The organism is Photorhabdus viridis (assembly GCF_040256935.1).
Taxonomy (GTDB): Bacteria; Pseudomonadota; Gammaproteobacteria; order Enterobacterales; family Enterobacteriaceae; genus Photorhabdus; species Photorhabdus viridis.
Genome location: NZ_JBEJZY010000435.1, coordinates 1 through 241, shown reverse-complemented (window position 1 = coordinate 241; position 241 = coordinate 1). Strand labels below are relative to the sequence as shown.

Here is a 241-nt window from a genome sequence, read left to right as displayed (position 1 = left end):
GGTATGGGAGCTGTGGGGAGCCTTAGCTTACGGTGGCCGGCTGGTTATCGTACCGGCAGCCTGTGCCCGTTCGCCACAGGCATTTTATGCCCTGTTGTGCCACGAACGCGTAACGGTGCTGAATCAGACACCGAGTGCTTTCCGTCAACTTATCCCTGTCCAGGATGACACCGCACATGCCCTGCGCTGTATTATCTTCGGCGGGGAGGCGCTGGAACTACCGTCGCTGGCGCCGTGGATC

1 protein-coding gene is annotated in these 241 nt (G+C 60.2%); it reads left to right on the top strand.

What is annotated here, in order from left to right:
* Positions 1-241, top strand: a 241-nt coding sequence (locus ABR397_RS24055) for an AMP-binding protein (protein ID WP_350307884.1), incomplete at both ends; no start/stop codon positions are given.